The following is a 6,349-nucleotide window of genomic DNA, read 5'->3' as shown; positions in this document are numbered from 1 at the left end:
AAACAGGCGAGCAAAATGGTGGCGCAATCGGTGCGGATATACAACCAGGAACGACCACATACGGCCTTGAAGTACAAAACGCCCGATGCGGTGCATCGGGCGTTTGTGCAGCAATAAATACTGTCAACCTATTTTAGGACTGGACAGGAAAAAAATCACCGCACGTCAGCCAGGCGAAAGGGAACGGCCGGAGATCTGTTGTAAAATGCGCAAGAGCAACGCTCGCCTGCCCCCCCATCCATGCTCTGAAAGTACATCATGAAAAAATGCCTGCTCGCCTTGCTGCTCTGCGCCTCCGGGGCCGTCTTCGCCAACTCCGCCTGCGACACGCCGCGCAACGACTTCGACGGCCTGTATTGCCTGAACAAGGTGTACCAGGAAGCGGACAAGGAACTGAACGCCAACTACAAGACCCTCGCTGCCAAACTCGACGCCAGCGGCAAGCAAACCCTGAAATCGGGCCAGCTGGCATGGATCGAGAAACGCAACAAGACCTGCTCGAAACGCGAATCGTCGGGCTTCTACGTCAATCTCGATTGCGCCACCCAGACCACCATCGAACGGGCGCAGTTCCTGCAGGACCGCGTGCGCGAATGCGTGAGCGCCGGCTGCCAGAACAGCAAACTGTGATGTAACACTGCGCCAGCGCAAACGGGAGCCACGGGCGACCGCGCATACTGGCGGTTCCCACGTTTTCCCCGCGCAGCCCCATGAGCATACTTGTCGAGCTTCCCCTGAGCCAGTGGAACGCCAGCAGCAGCGCCACGCAGCAGGCGGCGGCGCAGCAGGCGCTCGAGGAAGGTCACGTCGTCTGGCTGCCCGCCCTGGCCTTCCAGTTGCACAGGGAAGAATATCCGCTGCTCAACGGCACGGCCGGCAGCGCCAAGAACATCAGCTGGGACCCGGCGCGCGGCGTGCGCGGACACGGCGATGCGCACGCCGCCGCCCTGCTCGCCGCGCTGATGCAGCGCTACGCGCGCCAGTCGCGCACGCTGCTGGCCAGCCTGCTGCCCGGCTACCTGCCCCACTTGCAACAAGGCAAGAGCAGCTTTCGGCCCGTGGAGATCGCCGGCAGGGTGACGTCCTGGCGCAAGGATGACACGCGTCTGCACATCGACAGTTTTCCCGCCTCGCCCACGCAGGGCCGGCGCATCCTGCGCGTCTTTACCAACATTCATCCGCAAGACGCGCCCCGCGTGTGGAAACTGGGCGCGCCGTTCGAGCAGGTGGCGCAGCGCTTCCTGCCCACGGCCCGCCGGCCATGGCCAGGCATGGCGCCCCTGCTACAGTGGCTGCACGTCACCAAGTCGCGGCGCACGCCCTACGACCACTACATGCTGCAACTGCACGACGCCATGAAGGCCGATCTCGCTTTCCAGGCGCAGGTGGAACAGCACACGCACGCATTCGCGCCGGGACAGAGCTGGATCGTCTTCAGCGACGCCGTGTCGCATGCGGCCCTGCGGGGACAGCATGCGCTGGAGCAAACCTGGCTGCTGCCCGTGCGCGCCATGGCCGCGCCCGACAAGTCGCCGCTGGCCATCCTTGAGCGCCAGTTGCAACGCCGGCTGGTCTAGCGCGGCGGCAAGGCAGGCTCAGACGGGCAGGCGCACGGCCTTGAAGCGGCGCCAGGCCTTGTGCATGCGCCCATCGGCGCCCTGCGACTGCGCGCGCGCCGCCAGGTAGCCGCGCACGAAGGCCGCGTGCAGCCGCAGCTCGGCATGGCCGGGCTGGCCATCGGGCAACTGCAGCAGCAGCCGGTCCGCCACCTGCACATCGTTGAGCCAGCCCAGTTCATCCTGCAGGGCCGACAGGCGCCCCACATACGGCTTCACGGCGCGGCCCGCAAACAGCGAGGCGAAAAATTCCGTCGCATAACGGGTCTTCTTGGCGGCAATGCGCACCTTGTGGCGCTGCTGCGGCGTGGCATGCAGCAGGCGCCGGCCCCGCTTCATCAGGCGGCGCTGGTCTGCGAGCAAGGTCTTGCGTGCAAAGCCCTGCACGCCCGCATCGAGCCGCTGCAGCTGGCGCGGCGTACGGCTGGCGCGCCACTCGCCCGCCTGCAGCCAGCGCTGCACGCCCAGCATCCAGGCCGTATAGCGCGACGAGGCGACGGCCTGGGCGGCCTGCGCATGCTTGGCGCGCGCCTGCTCGTGCGCCGCCTGCGCCAGCGCCGCCGCATCGGCCGCCGCTCCGCCATCGAGCCGCGCCAGCGTCTGGCCGGCCAGCACGTCCCAGTCGCGCGCCTCGCCCAGCGCGCCGCCCAGCCAGTCCAGCTCCTGCTGCAGCCCTTCTGGCAGCGCCAGCAGCGCCTTGAACATGCCCAGCGCCGAGCGCAGGCGGCGCAAGCCCACGCGCATCTGGTGCAGGCTTTCCACATCCGCGCCCCCCGCCACGCCGTCCTGGTTGCCGCTGACCTGTTCCAGGCAGTTGCCGGCGATGGCCTGGAACACCTGCTCCACCGTCATCGCCGCGTCCAGCGCCAGAGGCTGCGCCTTGATGGCTTGCAGGGGTTGCTCGGCAGCAAGCCGGTAGCCGCGCTCCGCCTTGCTCATGTGGCCCAGCGTCAGGGGCACGTCGCGCAGCAAGGCCAGCGCCACGTCGAACAGGCTGGCCGCCTGGCCCCGCTTCAATTCCAGCTCGATTTCGCTGACGGGTACGCTGCGCGCGGCCCCGTCCGCGCCGCTCCCGCCGCGCTCGATCACGCCCTCGTCGAGCACGCACTCGATCTCGTCGCCCTGCGGCGTGCGCAGCTGCCAGACGGTGCGTTCCATGCGCGTGGTAAATACCGGCCGCAAGCCGTCGCGCACGGCGTCCTGGCGCAGCAGCGCGCCGACGGGCTGCTTGCGGCCGATGGCCGAATCGAGCGCGTCGAGGTCAGGCGCCGGCCCCGGCACCTCGCCCTCCCACTCATGGCGGCTGTGCAAGCCGCCGCTGACGGTGCCGCCCGCCTTCAGGGTCTGCATCCAGCGCCCGTCCACCTGGCGCACGCGCAAGCCCGCCTGGTGGCGGCACAGTTGCAAATCCGGCGTGTCGACATAGATATCATGCATCTGCAGCAGCTGCGGCGCTGTTTGCGCATACTGCGCCAGCAGCGGGTGCGCGCGCAGCCGGGGCGCATCTTCCGGCGCCAGCAGCAATTTCAATTCGATTTCCATGACCGCTCCTTGCGAGACTCCCGAACGTCTATTGTAAGGCGCGCCCGGTGGTGCGCAAGGCACACGCACGCAGACCTTGATTTTGCGCGAAAATAGGCGATTCATTGACTCTGGAGTTGCCATGACGTACCACGCCGCCGAGAACCGCTATGACAGCATGCAATACCGCACGTGCGGACGCAGCGGACTGAAACTGCCGCTGCTGTCGCTGGGACTGTGGCACAACTTTGGCGACAGCAACAGCCTCGCCTCCCAGCGCGACATGCTGCGCACGGCCTTCGACCTGGGCATCACGCATTTCGACCTGGCCAACAACTACGGCCCGCCATATGGCAGCGCGGAAAGCAATTTCGGCAAGCTGCTGCGCGACGATTTCCTGCCTTACCGCGATGAACTGATCATTTCCACCAAGGCAGGCTGGGATATGTGGCCCGGCCCGTACGGCCAGGGCGGCGGCTCGCGCAAATACGTGCTGGCCAGCCTGGACCAGAGCCTGCGGCGCCTGGGCCTCGACTACGTCGACATCTTTTACTCGCACCGCTACGACGCCGACACGCCGCTGGAAGAAACCATGGGCGCGCTGGCCACCGCCGTACAACAGGGCAAGGCGCTGTACGTGGGCCTGTCCTCGTACTCGCCGCAAAAAACGGCCGAGGCGGCCGCCCTGCTGAAAGAGTGGAAAGTGCCGTGCCTGATCCACCAGCCGGCCTACAACATGCTCAACCGCTGGATCGAGGAAGACGGCTTGCTCGATACCTTGCAGCAAGAAGGCATGGGTTGCATCACCTTCACGGCGCTGGCGCAGGGATTGCTCAGCGACAAGTATCTCGATGGCGTGCCGCAGGATGCGCGCGTCAACCGCCCCGGCGGCGGCTCGCTGCTGCAAAAACACCTGAGCGCGGAAAACCTGGCCCGCGTGCGCGCCCTGAACCAGATCGCCGCGCAGCGGGGGCAAACCCTGGCACAGATGGCCCTGGCCTGGGTGCTGCGCGATGCCAGAGTCACCTCGACCCTGATCGGCGCGAGCAGCAGCGCGCAAATCCGCGAAAACGCGGCCGCATTGCAGCAACTGACGTTTACGGCCGAAGAACTGGCCGCCATCGACGTGCAGGCGCGCGAAGGCCATGTCAACCTGTGGGAAGGCCCGTCGCGGGCCAGGTAAGGATCGCCCCGCGCTTGTGGCGGCGGCAGCCAGCAGGTAGACTGCCGCCTCCCACATCCACCCCAGGGTTCCATGCAAGCCATCTCCGCCATCACCGTTTGCCTGCTGTTGTCCTGCGCCGCCAACGCCCACGCGGGCAATTATTGCGACTCGCCCCGCTGGTCCATCGTGCATGGCAAGAGCTACGACGAGGTCATGCAGATCGCCGGCAAGCGCGACAAGATCCGCGACGCCGAATGCAGTTTTACCGATGTCATCCTCAGAATCCAGAACGAGGAGGCGGGCATCGGGCGCTATCCGGGCATCCTGCTCATCGCCGACGCGCAGGACGAACGCTTCGTCGCCACCAGCCGCGTCGGCGCCTACACCATCTTCAGCTACCGCTACAACGACAAGCACCTGCTGCAGTTCGCCATGAAAGACCTCAGCTGGGAAGAAGGCGAGCCGTTCCAGGCGGGCGCCTACAAGATTATCGGCGTCAGGGAGTTCAAGAGCATGACCGGCTTTCCAGCGACCCTGCTGGTGGCGCAGACGTTTCAGTTTTACGGTCCCAAATAGGGCCAGGGGGGCGCCGTCACGGCGGCGGATCGGGCAGCAGCGCGCACAACTCGCGGGCCACCTGCTGGCGCCGCTCGGGCGTGGCGAAGACGCCCACCTCGACCTGGGCGGCGCCGTCGCCGATGCGTATCAGCTGGCGGCTGCCCTGCGGCACGACGATGCGCGTGTGCCACGGGGAAAAGCTGATGCGCCGGCAATGCCCGGCGCTGACTTGCTCGACGATCAGCACGCCGTCGCGCAAGGCAATGTGCTCGTAATCGTGCGCGTGGCGCCGGTAGTACAGCAGGGCGACAGCCACCAGGCTCAGTTCGGCAAATGAAAAAAACGGGATATACCAGAGACCGCGCAGGGCAAAGGCGGCGGCGATGGCCGTGGAGAACAGGCACAGCAAACCATACGCGCGCAGCAACTGGCGCGTCGTCAATGCCCTGTGGCGCGTAAACAGCCATTGCGGCTGTTCACGCGAACTATCGCGTGGCATGGCGCCTCCCGCAATATCGCATCGGCCCTTTCGGGCGAAACACCCGGCACGTCCAGCCGCCTGCCGGCGCTTCCTTCAGGCCAGGCTCAGGCGCCCAGATGCACGAGCGCGTGGCCCACGTGCTGCCACCAATGGTCGCGCGACTTGACCTGCTTCAAACAAGACGTATCGATTTCCGCCGGGAACACGCGATCCTGGCACGCCCGGGTCTGCAAGGCGTAGCGCTGGTTTTCCGCGGCCGACAAGGCCACGCCCAGCCAGAACACCAGCGCCAGCAAGATCACCAGCAAGCTCCACGCCAGGTGATTGGTGCTGCTTTTTTCACCGAAAAACTCGCGCGGCCGCGTCTCGCGGTACATCGACATCAAGTTCTTTTCTTTGTCTTCCGACATCTGCGTTTGCATCCTCTTGCATCCTATCCTGTGCGGGCCGGCTGCCCATGGCGGGACATTTGCCGCCCTGCCCTCATTTTACGCCGATGGCGGCAAAACGGCGGCAATTCGCGCTGCGACGTGGATCAAGGGCGCGGCGCCGGCGCGGCCGGGGCACGCTCCCCGTCGTCAAGGCCGTCCGCCGGCCGCACGGGCGCCAGGCTGTCCACATGATCGACATCGATGTCGCCGCCATCGGGTGTCGTGTTGCGCGGCTCCACGCCGGCCCGGTCGCCCGTGCCGGCCGCATCGCTGTCATTGTCGAGCTCTTCCGGGTCCTGGCCCGGCACGCCCTGCATGTCGCTGCCGCTGTCGGAACTGTCGCTGGGCCCCAGTGCGCCCTTGCCATGGCCGCTGCCCAGGACGCGGTCGGGGGTGAGGGGCAGGTTGTCCGGATCGAGTGTGCTGCTCATGGCTGACTCCCGTTAACAAAAAAACCAGCTTACTCCCCTGGCCCGGCCAGTGGCGCACGCCTGCACGACCTTTTCCGAGAGGTAAATGCGGCGGCGCACAAATATTTTCAGAAATTACTTCACAAATGTACTATTCATTGCTATAG

9 protein-coding genes are annotated in these 6,349 nt (G+C 66.0%); 5 read left to right on the top strand and 4 right to left on the bottom strand.

The annotated features are described in order from the left end of the window. From CBW50_RS24825 to CBW50_RS24815, 3 genes are all read left to right on the top strand, one after another. Positions 1-117 (top strand): integrase core domain-containing protein (locus CBW50_RS24825; protein WP_139842572.1); only part of this gene is annotated, 117 nt, incomplete at its 5' end. A 141-nt stretch (positions 118-258) separates the two neighbouring features. After that, the gene (locus CBW50_RS24820) at positions 259-630 is read left to right on the top strand and encodes a lysozyme inhibitor LprI family protein (protein ID WP_086147989.1); all 372 of its coding nucleotides are present in this window, start codon (positions 259-261) and stop codon (positions 628-630) included. Between the two features lie 80 nt (positions 631-710). Beyond that, positions 711-1,577 carry a Kdo hydroxylase family protein gene (locus tag CBW50_RS24815; protein WP_086147988.1) on the top strand — a complete coding sequence of 289 codons (867 nt, stop codon included), beginning with the start codon at positions 711-713 and terminating at the stop codon, positions 1,575-1,577. An 18-nt stretch (positions 1,578-1,595) separates the two neighbouring features. On the opposite strand, the gene CBW50_RS24810 is transcribed toward CBW50_RS24815, so the two are convergent. Next, the gene (locus CBW50_RS24810) at positions 1,596-3,158 is read right to left on the bottom strand and encodes a CYTH and CHAD domain-containing protein (protein WP_086147987.1); all 1,563 of its coding nucleotides are present in this window, start codon (positions 3,156-3,158) and stop codon (positions 1,596-1,598) included. Between the two features lie 121 nt (positions 3,159-3,279). Between CBW50_RS24810 and mgrA the strand changes: the two genes are divergently transcribed. Beyond that, positions 3,280-4,320 (top strand): L-glyceraldehyde 3-phosphate reductase, encoded by a 1,041-nt coding sequence (gene mgrA / locus CBW50_RS24805; RefSeq protein WP_086147986.1) that lies wholly within the window; start codon positions 3,280-3,282, stop codon positions 4,318-4,320. A gap of 72 nt (positions 4,321-4,392) precedes the next feature. Beyond that, entirely contained in the window at positions 4,393-4,878 is a 486-nt protein-coding gene (locus tag CBW50_RS24800) for a hypothetical protein (protein WP_086147985.1), read from the top strand. Between the two features lie 16 nt (positions 4,879-4,894). On the opposite strand, the gene CBW50_RS24795 is transcribed toward CBW50_RS24800, so the two are convergent. From CBW50_RS24795 to CBW50_RS24785, 3 genes are all read right to left on the bottom strand, one after another. Continuing rightward, entirely contained in the window at positions 4,895-5,359 is a 465-nt protein-coding gene (locus CBW50_RS24795; RefSeq protein ID WP_086147984.1) for a DUF2244 domain-containing protein, read from the bottom strand. A gap of 86 nt (positions 5,360-5,445) precedes the next feature. Then, complete coding sequence (locus tag CBW50_RS24790) at positions 5,446-5,751, bottom strand: hypothetical protein (RefSeq protein ID WP_226936086.1); 306 nt, start codon at positions 5,749-5,751, stop codon at positions 5,446-5,448. Positions 5,752-5,876: 125 nt separating this feature from the next. Then, positions 5,877-6,203 carry a hypothetical protein gene (locus CBW50_RS24785; protein ID WP_086147982.1) on the bottom strand — a complete coding sequence of 109 codons (327 nt, stop codon included), beginning with the start codon at positions 6,201-6,203 and terminating at the stop codon, positions 5,877-5,879. Positions 6,204-6,349 lie beyond the last annotated feature (146 nt).

This window comes from Janthinobacterium sp. GW458P (assembly GCF_002127585.1).
Taxonomy (GTDB): domain Bacteria; phylum Pseudomonadota; class Gammaproteobacteria; order Burkholderiales; family Burkholderiaceae_D; genus Janthinobacterium.
Note: the sequence above shows the minus strand (reverse complement) of the source record. Positions and strands in the feature narration are given on the sequence as shown.